Annotated in this window: 13 protein-coding genes; 9 read left to right on the forward strand and 4 right to left on the reverse strand. The window is 66.2% G+C overall.

What is annotated here, in order from left to right:
* The first annotated feature begins 14 nt into the window (after positions 1-14).
* From N826_RS24760 to N826_RS24780, 5 genes are read left to right on the forward strand one after another with little or no spacing between them, the layout of a single operon-like run.
* Complete coding sequence (locus N826_RS24760) at positions 15-797, forward strand: ATP-binding cassette domain-containing protein (protein WP_308518131.1); 783 nt, start codon at positions 15-17, stop codon at positions 795-797.
* The gene (locus N826_RS43310; protein WP_244619446.1) at positions 794-1,657 is read left to right on the forward strand and encodes an ABC transporter substrate-binding protein; all 864 of its coding nucleotides are present in this window, start codon (positions 794-796) and stop codon (positions 1,655-1,657) included. Before N826_RS24760 ends, N826_RS43310 begins: the two co-directional genes overlap by 4 nt.
* Entirely contained in the window at positions 1,650-3,497 is a 1,848-nt protein-coding gene (gene fhuB, locus N826_RS24770; RefSeq protein ID WP_147040195.1) for a Fe(3+)-hydroxamate ABC transporter permease FhuB, read from the forward strand. The genes N826_RS43310 and fhuB overlap by 8 nt, the downstream gene beginning before the upstream one ends.
* The gene (gene fhuF / locus N826_RS24775) at positions 3,494-4,213 is read left to right on the forward strand and encodes a siderophore-iron reductase FhuF (protein WP_052831991.1); all 720 of its coding nucleotides are present in this window, start codon (positions 3,494-3,496) and stop codon (positions 4,211-4,213) included. The genes fhuB and fhuF overlap by 4 nt, the downstream gene beginning before the upstream one ends.
* Entirely contained in the window at positions 4,213-4,818 is a 606-nt protein-coding gene (locus tag N826_RS24780) for an MSMEG_1061 family FMN-dependent PPOX-type flavoprotein (RefSeq protein WP_084721161.1), read from the forward strand. The genes fhuF and N826_RS24780 overlap by 1 nt, the downstream gene beginning before the upstream one ends.
* A gap of 147 nt (positions 4,819-4,965) precedes the next feature.
* Here N826_RS24780 and N826_RS24785 read toward each other — a convergent pair whose 3' ends face one another.
* Positions 4,966-6,150 (reverse strand): fumarylacetoacetate hydrolase family protein, encoded by a 1,185-nt coding sequence (locus N826_RS24785; protein WP_044433078.1) that lies wholly within the window; start codon positions 6,148-6,150, stop codon positions 4,966-4,968.
* 199 nt (positions 6,151-6,349) lie between these two features.
* Between N826_RS24785 and N826_RS24790 the strand changes: the two genes are divergently transcribed.
* The 3 genes from N826_RS24790 to N826_RS24800 all read left to right on the forward strand — a co-directional run bounded on the left by N826_RS24790 (position 6,350) and on the right by N826_RS24800 (position 11,101).
* Positions 6,350-6,763 carry an Hsp20/alpha crystallin family protein gene (locus tag N826_RS24790; protein WP_044433079.1) on the forward strand — a complete coding sequence of 138 codons (414 nt, stop codon included), beginning with the start codon at positions 6,350-6,352 and terminating at the stop codon, positions 6,761-6,763.
* Between the two features lie 9 nt (positions 6,764-6,772).
* Positions 6,773-9,124 (forward strand): endopeptidase La, encoded by a 2,352-nt coding sequence (lon, locus tag N826_RS24795; RefSeq protein WP_044433080.1) that lies wholly within the window; start codon positions 6,773-6,775, stop codon positions 9,122-9,124.
* 435 nt (positions 9,125-9,559) lie between these two features.
* Entirely contained in the window at positions 9,560-11,101 is a 1,542-nt protein-coding gene (locus tag N826_RS24800; protein ID WP_147040193.1) for a hypothetical protein, read from the forward strand.
* Between the two features lie 967 nt (positions 11,102-12,068).
* Here N826_RS24800 and N826_RS40480 read toward each other — a convergent pair.
* The gene (locus N826_RS40480; protein WP_052831993.1) at positions 12,069-12,587 is read right to left on the reverse strand and encodes a GNAT family N-acetyltransferase; all 519 of its coding nucleotides are present in this window, start codon (positions 12,585-12,587) and stop codon (positions 12,069-12,071) included.
* Between the two features lie 97 nt (positions 12,588-12,684).
* On the opposite strand from N826_RS40480, the gene N826_RS24810 reads away from it, so the two are divergent.
* Positions 12,685-13,008, forward strand: coding sequence for a DUF6916 family protein (locus N826_RS24810; protein ID WP_044433082.1), 324 nt, complete (start codon positions 12,685-12,687; stop codon positions 13,006-13,008).
* A gap of 54 nt (positions 13,009-13,062) precedes the next feature.
* Here the strand turns inward: N826_RS24810 and N826_RS24815 are convergent, their stop codons facing one another.
* Positions 13,063-13,698 carry a phage tail protein gene (locus N826_RS24815; RefSeq protein ID WP_044433083.1) on the reverse strand — a complete coding sequence of 212 codons (636 nt, stop codon included), beginning with the start codon at positions 13,696-13,698 and terminating at the stop codon, positions 13,063-13,065.
* Between the two features lie 476 nt (positions 13,699-14,174).
* Positions 14,175-14,645: an REP-associated tyrosine transposase gene (locus N826_RS24820; RefSeq protein WP_052831995.1), complete on the reverse strand. Its 471-nt coding sequence runs from the start codon at positions 14,643-14,645 to the stop codon at positions 14,175-14,177.
* Positions 14,646-14,982 lie beyond the last annotated feature (337 nt).

Raw genomic sequence — 14,982 nt, forward strand, 5'->3', positions numbered from 1 at the left:
TGGAGGGTAGCCTTTTGTTGGAGCCGGCACTGTTCGAGCTGGAGGAAGTGGGGTTCAGGGTCCCGGGACGGGACCTGCTTCATCCGCTGAGCCTGAGCTTGACCGGGCGCCGCATCCATGGCCTGATCGGCCCCAACGGGTCGGGCAAGAGCACGCTGATCAAGATGCTGGCCGGCCAGCAGGCGGCGTCGACCGGAACGGTCCGGTTCGGGGGGAAACCGGTCGGCGGCTGGGGCAGCCGGGCCTTCGCCCGCAAGGTCGCCTATCTGCCGCAGTTCACCCCGGCCGCCGACGGCATGACCGTGCGGGAACTGGTGGCATTGGGCCGCTTCCCCTGGCACGGCACGCTGGGCCGGGTGACCGCCACCGACCGCGCGATGGTGGACGAGGCGATTACCCGCACCGGCATGGAGCCGATGGCGGGCCGGCTGGTCGACAGCCTGTCCGGCGGCGAGCGGCAGCGGGCGTGGCTCGCCATGATGCTGGCCCAGGGCACGGAATGCCTGCTGCTGGACGAGCCGACCTCGGCGCTGGATGTCGCGCATCAGGTCGAGGTGCTGGCGCTGGTCCGCCAGCTCAGCCGGGAACGCGACCTCGGCGTCGTCGTCGTGCTGCACGACGTCAACATGGCGGCACGGTACTGCGACGAGCTGCTGGCACTGGGCGGCGGGCGGCTGGTCGCGCGCGGCACCCCGGCGCAGATCATGCGGCCGGAGATGCTGGAAGCGATCTACGGCGTCGAGATGGGCGTGATCGCCCATCCAACGACCGGCGAGCCGATCGGATACGTCCAGTGACCGCGATCTCGCGACGCGCATTCCTGGCCGGAGCCTCGGCGCTGGCGGCGATGCCGCTCGCGGCTTCGGCTTCCGCTTCCGCTTCGGCCTCTCCGCTCCGGATCGCGGCGGTCGACTGGGCCATGCTGGAAACCGCGCTGGCGCTGGGGATCGTGCCGGTCGCCGCGACGGAGCTTGTGCATTACCGGCGCTGGGTCGTCACGCCGGAGATGCCGGACGGCGTCGCCGACCTGGGTCTGCGCGGCGCTCCCAACCTGGAAGTCCTGGTAAGGTCGGCCCCCGGCCTGATCCTGAGTTCGCATTTCTACGCCGGCATCCGGCACCGGCTGGCGCGGATAGCGCCGGTGGTCGATTCGACCATCAACATGCCGGGCGGCAACCCCTACCGCCGGGCGCTCGAGGAAACCGCCGAACTGGGCGAGCGGCTGGGAACCCCCGACACGGCGCGCGAGCTGATCGGGCGGACCGAGGACGCGATGGACGCGCTGGCCGGGCGGTTCGGTCCCCGGTCCGTGCTGCTGGTCAGCCTGGGCGACGCGCGCCATGTGCGGACCTTCGGCGGCGACAGCCTGTTCGGCTCGGTGCTGGAGCGGCTGGGGCTGGTCAACGCTTGGCGGACGGCGACACGGTTCCGCGCCACGGCCACCGTCGGGCTGGAACGTCTGGCCGAGATGCCCGACGCGACTCTTGTCGTGCTCGATCCCGTCCCTCCCGGTGTCTGGCCGGCATTGGCGGACAGCGCGATCTGGCAGGCCCTGCCCAGCGTGCGCGACGGCAGGGTGGTCCGGCTGGACGCCGTCAACCCGTTCGGCGGCTTGCCGGCGGCGCGCCGCTTCGCGGAGTTGCTGGCCCGTGCCTGAAGCCGATTCCATGAGTCAGGTGCTGTTCTACTACAGCACCCTGCCGCGCATCGCGATGGCGTGCCTGTGCGGGGCGGCCTTGGGACTGTCCGGCGCGCTGCTCCAGCGGGTCCTGCGCAACCCGATCGCGGAACCCTCGACGCTCGGGATTTCCGCCGGCGCGCAGCTGGCTCTGGGGGCCACGACGATCTACGCGCCCGGCCTGCTCGACCTGTCGCGTGAGGGTGTCGCGCTGGCGGGCGGGCTGGCGGCCATGCTGCTGGTGCTGGCGCTGTCGTGGCGGCAGGGGCTTCGCCCCGTCTCCGTCGTGCTGGCGGGGCTGGTGGTCGGGCTGACCTGCGGCGCGTTGAGCGCCACGCTGATCCAGTTGAACGGCGAGTACCTGATCTCGCTGTTCATTTGGGGCGGCGGATCGCTGAGCCAGCAGGGCTGGGGCAGCGTGCTGGCCCTGGCGCCGCGTCTGGCCCTGGGCATCCTGGCGGCGGCCCTCCTGCTTCGGCCGCTGACGGTGCTGGGGCTGGACGACACCGCCGCGCGGAGCCTCGGCGTGGCGCTGCACGCGACGCGGCTGGGCATCCTGCTGCTGTCGGTCTGGCTGGCGGCGTCCGTCGTGTCGCTCGTGGGGATCATCGGCTTCGTCGGGCTCGCGGCCCCCGCCTTCGTCCGTCTGGCCGGCGCCCGCTCGCCGCTGTGGTCGCCGGTCATGGGGGCGGCGCTGCTGCTCCTGGCCGACACGCTGACCGGAACGGTGCCGATCCTGGGCGACGACCTTGTTCCCACCGGCGCCATGACGGCCCTGCTCGGCGGCCCGATGCTGCTGTGGATGCTGCCGCGCCTGCACGCGCTGTCGGGACCGGCGGACCGGGGGACGGGCTCGGGAGCCGGCGGCAGGCGTTCGGCGCGTCCCTGGCTGCTGATTGCGGCCCTGGCCGCGGTGCTGCCGCTGCTGTGCTGGGTTGTGCTGGCCGCCGGCGCGGGCGACGATTTCCGGGAACTGCTGCCGTGGCGGTGGCCGCGTCTGGTCGCGGCCCTGGCCGCCGGCGCCATGCTTGGAGCATCGGGAACGGTGCTCCAGCGCCTGACCGGCAACCCGATGGCAAGCCCGGAGGTGCTGGGCATCAGCTCCGGCGCCGGCCTGGGGTTGGCGGTGCTGGTCCTAAGCGTAGCGGCGCCCGGACGGCTGGAACAGCTCGGCGCCACGACCTTGGGTGCGGCGCTGGCGCTGGCCGTCATGCTGCTGCTGGCCCGGCGCGGCGGCTTCGCCCCGGAACGGATGCTGCTGGCCGGCGTCGCGCTGGCGGCGACCTGCGGTGCGGCGCTGACCGTCATCATGTCCAGCGGCAACCCGCGCGCCTTCCAGCTGCTGGGCTGGCTGACCGGCTCGACCTATTCGGTCGAAGCGCCCGACGCCCTGCTGGCGGCGGGGTTCGCGGTCATACCGCTGCTGCTGGTGGCGCCGCTGGCGGCCCGCTGGCTGGAGATCCTGCCCCTGGGCGAAACGGCGGCGCGCGGCCTTGGCATCGCGATAGCGCCGGTGCGGCTGTGCCTGATCCTGCTGGCCGCCGTGCTGAGTGCGGCGGCGACGCTGATCGTCGGCCCCTTGAGCTTCGCGGGCCTGATGGCGCCCCATCTGGCGCGGCTGATCGGGCTGCACCGGCCGCTGCCCCAACTGGCCGGCGCCGTCCTGATCGGCGCCTTGCTGATGGGGCTGTCGGACTGGCTGTCGCGCAGCATCGCGTTCCCCTACCAGCTGCCGGTCGGGCTGTTCGCCACGCTGATCGGCGGTCCCTATCTGATGTGGCTGCTGGCGCGTCCGCCCGGCGGGCGGCAAGGCCGATGACGGTTCCGCGGGCATTCCCCTTCCTCGACGGTCCCAGCGGCCGCTTCGGCGCCCGGCTCGTCCCGCGCGGCGATGCGCCCGGCGCGATCCCCTGCGGCAGCCTGATCGAGGCCGGCGGGCTGGAAACCGCCCTTGCGGAACTGATCCGGCGGCACCCGGACGCGGAACGGCGCGCCCTGCTCTCGCTCTGGTCGCGCCACTACTTCTATTCGCTGATCCCGTCGGTCGTGCTGAGCGGACTGGACGAGGCCCGCGTCCTGCCGCTCCGGCTTTCCGAAACCGCCGTCGTGCTGAACGGCGACGGCGTGCCCGCCGCCGTCGCCCTGCCCCATGAAGGCGCCGTCGATCCCGGAACTCCCGTGCCGGACCGCCTGATCCCCCTCGCCCGCGACCACCTGGAACCGCTGATCGACGGGCTGGCCGCCCAGGCGCGGCTGTCGCCCCGCGTGCTGTGGGGCAATGCCGCCGGCTACCTGCACTGGGTGGTCGAACAGCTCGACACGCCGGCCGGAACGGAGGCGGACGCGCTGATCCACAGCCCATCCTGGCCCGGCGGCTGGAAGAACGCGCTGGACGAGCCGATGCGCTATACCGACTGCCCGGACGCCAGGCAGGCCCGGCGCAAGGTCTGCTGCCTGCTCTACCGCGTTCCGGGCCGGAAACTCTGCTCCTACTGTCCCCTGCTGGAGCGCAAGCACAAGGAAAGACCGAATTGATGGCTGAACCGATGGACTGGTTCGACGACACCCACGGTATCCGCAGCGTCGAAGACCTGACCGCCCGCTATCCCACACCCCACGAACTGGTCATCAGGAAGCAGATCGACCTGCTCGACGCCCACGCGCGCACCCTGGTCGAGGCGTCGCCCTTCCTGGTGATGGGGACCACCGGCCCCAATGGTACGGACTGCTCGCCGCGCGGCGGACCGCCGGGCTTCGTCCAGGTGGCCGACGAAAAGACGCTGCTGCTGCCGGACTGGCCGGGCAACAACCGGCTGGATAGCCTGCGCAACATCCTGGCCAACCCGGCGGTCGGCCTGATCTTCCTGTTCCCGGGCCTCGGCGACATCCTGCGCGTCAACGGCGACGCTGGGCTGTCCGTCCACCCGGACCTGCTCCGGCGCTTCGCCGCGGACGACGGCAAGCTTCCGCGCTCGGTCATCGTGATCGCCGTGCGGGAAGTCTTCGTCCACTGTCCGCGCGCCATCGTGCTGGGCGACATCTGGAACCCCGAAAAGCACGTGGCCAGGGAAAAGCTGCCGACCCTCCGCGAAGTTTTCGATAGCCATGTGAAGATATCGGCATCGAAGCCGATAAATTAGACGGTCTTGCGGCCAGCGACGCAAGCTGATACCTCCCCGCCGGCCGCCGTTGGGCCACGGCCCCAACCTACGAAGCAGGAGCCTGTAGGTTGGGGCCGTGGCCCGACGAATACCGTCCCCATGGGCCGATCCCTTCGGCCCCCGGCCTCAGATCTTGCTGACCAGCCCGCGCTCGGCCAGATTGCGGATCAGGGCGCGGGTGCCGAAGGTCCAGGGCGGCGCCTTGTCGCTGGTGGTCACCCGGTTGACCAGGGCTCCCAGCTTCGGCGTCTCGATCCGCACCACGTCGCCGACCTTGTGGGTGAAGCCGGCGCCGGGTTCCTCGCGGTCCTCGACGGGTGCGAACATCGTGCCGAGGAACAGCACCAGCCCGTCGGGATACTGGTGGTTCTTGCCGATCGCCTGGGATACCAGATCCAGCGGGTCGCGGCTGATCTTCGACATGGAGCTGCTGCCGGTCAGGCGGTAGCCGTCGGCGCCTTCGACGCTCATCGCCAGTTCGGCCTTCCGCACGTCCTCGATGCCGAAGGTATCGTCGAACAGGCGGATGAACGGGCCGATCGAGCAGGACGCGTTGTTGTCCTTGGCCTTGCCCAGAAGCAGGGCGCTGCGGCCTTCCATGTCGCGCAGGTTGACGTCGTTGCCCAGCGTGGCGCCGACGGTCTTGCCTTCGGACGAGACGGCCAGCACGATTTCCGGCTCCGGGTTGTTCCAGGTCGATGCCGCCAGGATGCCGATCTCGGCCCCCGTTCCCAGCGACGACATCGGCTGGCCCTTGGTGAAGATCTCGGCGTCGGGGCCGATGCCGACTTCCAGGTACTGCGACCAGACGCCTTTCTCGATCAGCAGGTCCTTCAGCCGGGCCGAGCTTTCCGAGCCGGGCTCGATCTCCGACAGGTCGGTGCCGATCGCGTCGATCATGGTCTGGCGGACGGCTTCGGCCTTGCCGGCGTCGCCGCGCGCCTGTTCCTCGATCACGCGCTCGAGCAGGCTGGCGACGAAGGTGACGCCGCTCGCCTTGACCGCCTGCAAATCGACGGGACACAAGAACCACGGCTTCGACGGGTCGTTGGCGTCGTGCGCGCTGTTGGCGAGGATGTCGGCAAGGTCGCCGATCCGGTTCGCCGTCGCGAGCCCAGTGCGGACCACGGCCACCGGATCGGCGGCATCCAGCAGGGTGCTCATGGTCGGAGCTTCGGCCGTCACGTCGTAGACGCCGTCTCCCCGGATCGCGACGACGGCGGGGCCTTCCGGCAGTTGGACGCGCCCGACCAGGGTTCCGGCGCAGCCATCCTCGGGCAAGGTGTTTTCAGGCGTTAGCAGGCTTTTCACTCAGGTTCCTCCAGGCGCGTTGGCGCGTGTTCTTAAATCTTCAAGTCACTGCGGGAGCTGATCCCCGTATGGCGGGTATACCACGCTGTCTGCTTTGATCCGAGACGCCGCGTGCCCACTCTCGAATTTATCTGTTGAGCAGACCACTTGAGAACAGACCACTTGAGAGACGAACCGACGTTTAGCAGGGAGAGGCAAAATGCCCTCGCGTGATCCCCGCATCTGGATGTGGGCCGAAGCACTCGACATGATGGACAAGGCGGAGCGCATGCACCGCCAGTTCTTCCAGCCCGCCGCGACGCCGGCCCAGGGCAGGCGTCCGACGTGGCAGCCGCCGGTCGATTTGATCGAAACGGCCGACGAGTATCTGGTCGTCGTGGCGCTGCCCGGCGTCCGGCCCGATCAGGTGCAGGTCGTCATCGACGGCGGCGTGCTGATCGTGGTCGGCGAGCGTGCCCTGCCCGTCGGCGACAAGACGGGCCTGATCCACCGGATGGAAATCCCCCACGGCCGGTTCGAACGGCAGATCCAGCTGCCGCCCGGCCCGCTCGAACTCGGCCGGCGCGAGCTTGCCGACGGATGCCTTGTGCTGGCCCTGCGCAAGGTAGGCTAAGGAGCTGACATGGTCACGACTACCGCCTCCCCCACCCAGTCCGAATACAACCTGCCCCTGCCGGACGACGCCATCGCCATCGTGCCAGTGCGCAACATGGTCCTGTTTCCGGGCGTCGTCGCCCCCGTCACCGTCGGCCGCCAGCAGTCGATCGCGGCGGCGCAGAACGCGATCCGGACGGAAAAGCCGCTGGGCTTCGTCCTCCAGCGCGACGAAACCACCGAAGAACCGACCGGGCTGGACCTTCACCGGGTCGGCACAGTCGGTACCGTGCTGCGCTACCTGACCGCCCCCGACGGCACGCACCATGTCGTCACCCAGGGCCAGCAGCGTTTCCGGATCCTGGAATACATCGACGGCTATCCCTTCCTGGTCGCGCGCATCCAGGTGGCGCAGGAACCGGAAGGGATGGACACCGAGATCCAGGCCCGTTTCTTCAACCTGCGCCAGCAGGCGGTCGAGGCCGTCCAGCTTCTGCCCCAGGCCCCGCAGGAGTTGCTGGCCGCCGTCCAGAACATCCCGACCGCATCGGCGCTGGCCGACATGGTCGCCAGCTACATGGACCTCAAGCCGGACGAGAAGCAGGAGGTTTTGGAGACCTTCGACCTGACCCGCCGCCTGGAGAAGGTCGGCAACCTGCTGGGCCACCGGCTGGAAGTGCTGCGCCTGTCGCGCCGGATCAGCGAGCAGACCAAGGAGACCATGGACGAACGCCAGCGCGAATACGTGCTGCGCGAACAGCTCCGCACGATCCAGAAGGAACTGGGGGAGACCGACTCACGCCAAGTCGAGATCCAGGAGCTGACCGAAGCGATCGCCAAGGCCAGGATGCCGCCGGAGGTCGAGACCCAGGCGCTGAAGGAGCTTCGCCGGCTGGAGCGGATGCCGGAGGGTGCCGGCGAATACTCGATGATCCGGACCTACCTGGACTGGCTGATCGAACTGCCGTGGTCGGCTTTCAGCGAGACCAGCATCGACATCGCGGCGGCCCGGCGCATCCTGGACGAGGACCATTATGGCCTGGAGAAGATCAAGCGCCGCATCCTGGAGTTCCTGGCGGTCCGCAAGCTGAACCCGGAAGGCCGCAGCCCGATCCTGTGCTTCGTCGGTCCGCCCGGCGTCGGCAAGACCTCGCTCGGCCAGAGCATCGCGCGGGCGACCGAGCGGAAGTTCGTCCGCGTCAGCCTCGGTGGCCTGCATGACGAGGCGGAGATCCGGGGCCACCGCCGGACCTATGTCGGCGCCCTGCCCGGCACGGTGATCCAGTCGCTGCGCAAGGCGGGCACCGGCAACCCGGTGATGATGCTGGACGAGATGGACAAGCTGGGCCAAGGCTTCCACGGCGATCCTTCGGCGGCGCTGCTGGAAGTGCTCGACCCGGAGCAGAACGGCACCTTCCGGGACAACTACCTGGGCGTGCCGTTCGATCTCAGCAAGGTCATGTTCATCGCGACCGCCAACGTGCTGGAGAACATCCCCGGCCCCTTGCGCGACCGCATGGAAGTGATCGACCTGCCCGGCTACACCGAGGAGGAAAAGGTTGAGATCGCCAAGCGCTACCTGGTCCGCCGCCAGTTGACGGCCAACGGGCTGAAGCCCGAACAGGCCGCCATCACCGACGACGCGATCCGGGAAATCATCCGCTACTACACGCGGGAAGCCGGCAACCGGAACCTGGAGCGCCTGATCGGCGGCGTCTTCCGCAACGTCGCGATGCGGATCGCGGAAGGCACGATCGAGCATCTGGCGATCGGCCCCGAGGAGGTTACCGAGATCCTGGGAGGCCGCCGGTTCGAGAGCGAGACGGCGATGCGGACCAGCGTCCCCGGTGTCGCGACCGGGCTGGCCTGGACCCCGGTCGGCGGCGACATCCTGTTCATCGAGGCGACGCGCACGCCAGGCAACGGCCGGCTGATCCTGACCGGCCAGTTGGGCGATGTCATGAAGGAGAGCGCGCAGGCGGCGCTGAGTTTGGTGAAGTCGCGGCCGGAAGTGCTGGGGACCGACCCGGTGGAGTTCGACAAGTTCGACATCCACGTCCACGTCCCCGCCGGAGCGATTCCGAAGGACGGCCCGAGCGCCGGCGTCGCCATGTTCATGGCGCTGGTGTCGCTGCTGACCGGACGGACGATCCGCAGCGATCTGGCGATGACGGGCGAGATCAGCCTGCGCGGGCTGGTGCTGCCGGTCGGCGGCATCAAGGAAAAGGTGCTGGCGGCCCAGCGCGCCGGCATCACCACCGTCATGCTCCCCGCCCGCAACCGCCGCGACTACGAGGACATCCCTGAAGCGGCCCGCGAAGCGCTGAACTTCGTCTGGCTGGAACGGGTGGACGACGCGATAGCGGCCGCCCTGAGCTGAGGCGGAGCCGTACTGGGAAAGTCGGGTGTCGGGCCGAAGTGGTTTGTTGGGCAATGGCCCAACCTACAGGCTCCTGCTTCGTAGGTTGGGCCGTGGCCCAACACTTCTTCGGCTCTCGGTCTTGGACCGACCTGTGCCCGCTTGGCCTGCGCCTGCTTGAAAAGTCCGTCCTGCCAGGGCTTGACCCTGGTATCTCCCGGCATCGGCGCTATGGGAAAGCGGCAAAATATTGAACTTCTCTGTCGGACCTCACCGGTCAATCTTCAATGCCACTGACGTTACATTTCAATGTCGCAATAAATGCGAGTACACGCGTATGCTCGGCTTGCATAAATCAAATAAATCACTTTTACTATTTATGTACTGATTGAACACTTAAACTGTAAACACCTGACCCCTGTTTATTTCAAATCTTTAACAATGGGATTTGTCATCATGCGTTTTCTAAACAATCTGAGTGCTTGTCTGCTGGCATCCACCGCCGTCCTCTCCGCCTCGGTGCTCTCCGCTCCGCCGGCGGCGGCGGATACCGTCGATTACGGCGTCGAACTGCCGGACCCGAAGATTCCGGGGTACATGTTCCCCACGCCGGAGCCGATCATCATCGCGGCGGTCGATACGGCCGATGCCAGCGGGATTTCCCTCCATGGCTGGGGTCTCTGGACCTCCCTGACCACGCCCAGCCAAGAAACCGCCTTCGCCATCCCCAACGCGCCGGTCTATCTCACCTGGCTGACCAAGCAGGAACTGGTCGCCCTCAGCAAGTCGCCGTCCGCCGATGCCGGCGCCAAGGTCTCGGGCGCCGCCACGGCTCCGGCCCGCAGCCGCTCGATGAGCCTCAAGCCGGTAACCCAGCTCGAGAAGTTCGGCATCGACAGCACCGCATCGAAGACGCAGCCCCGGACCGCGCGGACCGCGACGGCCTCGGCCACCGGGGTATCGCCGGACACCAACATCTTCGAGGTCGTCGCCTACGACCCGGAGGCCGCGAAGTTCATCAACGAGAACAAGCTGTTCGACCTGACCACGATCGCTGGCCTGTACAAATCCGGGAAAAAGGCGGTTCCCGACTTCCCGGCTCCCTCCGTCGCTATCAAGCCGGTCTACAAGATCATCTCCGCCGCCGACCTGATCGACGGCAAGTACTACGCCATGCCGGCCTGGCCGGGAACTCCGGTCACCAACGACACGATCGTGGCCGATGGTTTCCCGGAAACGGTATGGCCGGGCTGCGTCTATGTCGACGTGACCAACAAGGGTGCTTCGACCGCCACCGGGATCGACGGGGCATGCGGCGGGCAGACGGCGGCGTCGACCTACGGCCTGGGCGACTTCATCTCCTATCCCGTGACGGCCGCCAATGTCGCGGCTTTCAACGCCATCGATTCCACCAACGGCTACAAGGTCGCGGTCGGCGATTACCTGCTGCTGATGGCGATGCACGTCACCAGCCGCGAGATCCGGGAATGGACGTGGCAGACCTTCTTCTGGACGCCCGCCCCGATGAACCCGCCGACGCCCAGCAGCGTCGCGATCGCCGGCGCACAGCCCAAGCAGCTGGGCAAGCCGGCGGCGCATTACGCCATGTCGATCGCCTACCAGATGATCAGCCCGAACCAGCCGGTAACGGGAGGCAGCAATACCGGCAAGCCCATGATCGCCTACAACCCGTATCTGGAGTCGGACTTCTCCGCCAGCACCTTCAGCGTTTCGCGGGCGGTGACCGACCCCAACACCGGCGTCGCCTGGACCGGACAGGTCGGGGTCGAGACCAACTGCATGACCTGCCATTCCATGGCCTCGGTCAAGTTCGGGACCGGCGCCGGCACCGGCTACGGGGCCACCTTCTACGTTTCCCTCGACGATCCGATGTTCGACGGCACGGTCCAGACCGACTTCCTGTGGTCCATCGCCGACGTGGTGTCGACGGAGCAGAAGGACGCGAAGGCAGCGGGTTCGGCGGCCGGCAAGAAGTAGCGGCGGCATATGGCGGGCGGCGCTTCCGGGCCGCCCGCCCTCGGTCAAGGCGGCGGTCCGGCCCTGAAGGTCGGGCAGATTGAAGTTATGGCTGGCGCTCCACGACCGGTGCAGCTATCCGTGTTCGCCGCTGGCTCGGTCGTCAGGCTTGATGACGGAACGGACGTATGCATATGACGCCGGGCAGGCTCATCACACACGCCCGTTCCGCTGGCCCAGCATTTTTTCGCACGACCTGAAAAGATCCGGCAACACGAAAGGCTTAGTACCAGAGACATATATACTCGAATTTTTTCAAAGCGGAACTGGTAAAATGCCGGACTGGAAAATTTGATTTCCGGAGATGTGCGAGCCCCGTGAATAATACCAACGGCATTGAAGCTTGACCGGTAAGTTCCGGCAAAGGTGTCGGGCTGAAGAGGCCCGACCTACAAAATCAAGCCTCGGCAAGAGCACGCTGGCGCAATGCGGGCAAGAGCGTGCCGGCGTAACATGGGCAAGAGCACGCTGACGTAGGTCGGGCCTCTTCAGCCCGACATCTAACGCTCCAAACCAGCCAATGCTGAACGCCGTCGGTATTGGATGCCGGGCTACTAGCCCGATCCGTGAGCGGCACGCGCGAACGCCGCCGCACCAATCCCTAAGGAATGGCGCGGCGGGCGCCCGAATGTTACACGACACTCTGTAGAAGCGAACCGGACCGCCGATACACCGGCGGCACGATCCGCAGAGGCTTGGGCAGGACACGGTAATTTCCCACGCCTACCCCTCCGTGTTTGACCTACCGTCCAACACACAAAGCCGGGGTTTGAATTCAGCACCGCGCGATAGGGGTAGGCCGAGCAAGCATAATACTAATGTAATAAGACCTGCGCGACAATCGTTTTTTGAATACACCGGGATTGCGTGAGAATCGCAGGCTCGGTCGTGGCCCAGGTCCGACGGCCACGCTTGCCTTGCGCCCGGCCTACCGCAGCGCCGGCGGAAGCCATTCCAGCCCGACCATCGGTGAATTCTCCAGCAACACTTCGGAAACGCCCAAACGGGCATAGAGCCGGCGCGCCGGGTTGTACGGCGTGACCGAGGCGCGGGCGATCTTGCCGCAGCGGATGGCTTCCGCGAAGATCACGTCCTTGATGACGGTCTTCCCGCCGCCCACACCCAGGCGTCCGGGCAGCATGGCCAAGTCGTGGGCGATGATCTGGTCCGGCAGGTTGGAGAAGATCAGGCGGCCGACCGGTTCTCCGCCGCTCTCGATGATCCACTGCTCCAGGCTGGGATATGTGTGCCGCCAGTTGTAGAGCTGGGAGACGTGCTGCTGCTTCAGCAGGAAATCCTTTTGGAACTGCGGCAGCGGCATGCCGTCGAATTCCAGCGCCTTCGACGCGACGAAGATGCGGAAGATCAGCGCCTCGTCATCCGGCCGCTCCAGGCGCAGTGTAAGACCGGGTTTCGTCGTCAGAATTCGATCACCGTCGCGAATCATCGAAAAACCTTGCGGAATAGATATAAGATGTACTGAAGTCATAAACCTTTTTTGGTATAATCAACCCGAACATTGACCTTCCGGAAGGATTACGGCCATGACAGACGCATCGCCAGATTTACTCGTCACGGAAAATTTCACGCCGCTGATCGGCCAGCAATTCTCGATCATCCACCCGGAGGTACCTGCCGAATTCACGTTGCGGCTGACCTCCACCTACGACCCCAGCAAGGGCGCATCGCACCCGAAATTCCGCAAGCCCCTGACCCTGCTGTTTCGTGGCCCGGCCGAGCCGCTGCTGCTGGAAGGCGCTTACGACATCCAGACCGAGGGTTTCGGGCCGGTAAGACTGCATATCGTCCCGACGCAGACGCCGGACCGGGAAGAGAACGGCATGGGCTACCACATCTGCATCAACTGACGCGAAGACAGCACCGCCGCCCCCGGAAGGGGACGGCGGCGCCGCCGGCGCGGATCACGGACGGGTCGGGTAGATGCCGTTGGTCGCGATGATGTAATACATGGTGAGGTACGGCTCGCGGATGCTGAACGGGGTCGCGCCGGTCGGGGTGTTGGCGCCGACGGTCAGGCCGGTCAGCGCGACCGAGGCGCTGCCGATCGTCTTGGCAACGCCGCTGTTGGCCGGGGCGGGGGGGCCGTAGATCTTGACGGTCACGGCGTCGGCGCCGTCGGGTACAGCAACCGCCGAGGCCAGGACATTCGAACCGGTCGGTGCAGTCGAGTCCGCCGCACCGGTCGTCCCCTGGATGTTCACAGTGGCGGTGCCCGCCCCGCTCAGCGGGTGGACGTGCGCAGCCAGCGGAACGTTGGCGGTGGACAGCGTCGCGGAAGTGGCGCCGCCCTTTGCGCCGGCAACGTACTGGGATACCGTGCCATTGAGGTTCAGGATGCCCTGGCCGACGATGGTGCGACCCTGAAGGTCGGGCAGATTGAAATTCTGGCCGTTGGAGCCGCCGAAGGTGGTCCCAAGCAGCGAATACAGCGCGCTGTTCTGATTGACCGGAAGGTTCTGTCCCTGGCAGGTCTGCCAATCCTGCGGAGCGAACTGGAAGGCGACCGGCATCACTGTACCCATATACGGATCGGACATTTCTTAATCTTTCTTCCTGGTGCGTTGGAGGATCTTTTCGGAAACCGACTGGAGCGGGGTATCCACCGTTCGTCCCCGCTTCGGCCATGGCACCCGGCGCCGGAACGGGCACATGCGATTGATGCCTGGCAGACTCATCGCGTGCGCTTGCTCCGCTGGCCCAGCGCCATTTCATATGACCTGAACAAGTCACCTCATACGAAAGGCTTAGTACCAAAACCATGCGTACTCGAAAACCCGTTGGGATTGAATTGATAAAATGCACGATAAGGAGATTCGATATCGCTTTATGCGCGCAGCAGGACTCATAAGCGGTTTGGCCGACAATTCCGGGCACAGTGGTATGCAGGCCGCCCCCGCAGCGGCACCAACGAAGGAGCCCCACGAAAATCAACCCGCGAATCGGGAAATCCGCCATGCATCGACGCCGCCCACACCAATGCGACCGTGCTGTCGCATCCCGGCATCGCCGCCTGCTAACGAAAGCGGTAACTGGAATACGCCCACTCCTCAGGAGTTTGGGCGAGCCCGTGCTTCACCGGGTTCCAATGAATGTACGACACATGATGGTTGAAATCGGCATCGTCACGAATACGATGCTCCCAATACCGATTTTGCCAAATTGGCCGAATGCGGGCGGAAAGCACCTCCGTGAACCGACCCTTGATCCGGTTCCACCGGAACGGATAATCGGCATCCCCTTCCGGCAACGTCCAAATCGTATGGAGATGATCGGGCAGCACCACGATTGCGTCGATCCGGAAAGGATAATCCGCCATGACCGTCCGGAACGATCCACGCAGGATTTCCACGGCACCCGGCCCCGCAAGCAGCGGACGCCGTTCGGAGGTGACGACAGTGAAGAAATATGTACCGCCGGGTGTAAAATCACGACGGTAATACATAACGCAAGCTTTCAAGAGTTGCATACCCCCGCGATCATGCATGCTGCCGTTCCCCAAGCAAGGGCGTCATACCACCGCACGCCTTGAATCTCATCCGTTTGTAGGTCGGGCCTCTTCAGCCCGACACCTTCGATGCATCGACACCGCCCGTCTCATCCGGCCCGGAACGTCAGATGTCGGGCTGAAGAGGCCCGACCTACGCCACCCTGCTTTCGCATCCCGGCATCGCCGCCCACCCAAAACGAACGACGCCGCAGAATCCTGAAATGGTTTCTGCGGCGTCGCCCGAATGCTACACGTGCTTTCAACGGGAGCAAACCTGTCACCCGATACTCTGTGCGACAGGCCCACCGGAATGGCGACTGGGCCGGATACGGTA

Source organism: Skermanella aerolata KACC 11604, assembly GCF_000936425.1.
In the GTDB taxonomy this organism is placed as follows: domain Bacteria; phylum Pseudomonadota; class Alphaproteobacteria; order Azospirillales; family Azospirillaceae; genus Skermanella; species Skermanella aerolata.